1 protein-coding gene is annotated in these 614 nt (G+C 62.5%); it reads left to right on the top strand.

Annotated features, from left to right (window positions below):
• A partial coding sequence (locus CH293_RS27700) for a condensation domain-containing protein (RefSeq protein WP_141217264.1) occupies positions 1 to 614 on the top strand: 614 nt, incomplete at both ends.

Genomic DNA, 614 nt, shown 5'->3' with positions numbered 1-614 from the left:
TCGCCCACCAACACGCACCCTTCGAACACATCACCCGCACCACCAACACACCCCGCACCACCAACCGCACACCCCTCTTCCAAATCCTCCTCACCCACAACAGCACCGACGGTGAACCCACACTGGACCTACCAGGTATCAACGTCACCAACAACGGGCCCTCCGCACTCGGCGCCGTCAAGACCGATCTCGATCTCGACCTCACAGACACCCCCCACGGCATAATCGGACACCTCACCTACGCCACCGAACTGTTCACCCCCGCCACCATCGACCGATTCACCACCACCTTCCAACGCGTCCTGAAAACCCTTGCCGCCACACCAGACACACGACTGGCAGCACTCGATACCCTGCCCGCAGCCGATTCGGACCAGATCTCCACACTCTCGGCGGGTCCGGTTGTGTCGGTGGCGGATTCGACGGTCGATGCGGTGATTCAGCAGCGAGCGAGTGTGTCTGCTGACGCGCTTGCCGTCATCGACGACACCGGAACGCACTGGTCGTACGCCGATTTCGATGCCCGCGTCAACGCATTGGCACACGTTCTGATCGAACGTGGGGTTCAGGTCGGAGACCGCGTCGCCGTCCACCTCCCGCGCAGCATCGACCTC

This window comes from Rhodococcus sp. 14-2470-1b (assembly GCF_002259415.1).
Lineage (GTDB): Bacteria > Actinomycetota > Actinomycetes > Mycobacteriales > Mycobacteriaceae > Rhodococcoides.
Note: the sequence above shows the minus strand (reverse complement) of the source record. Positions and strands in the feature narration are given on the sequence as shown.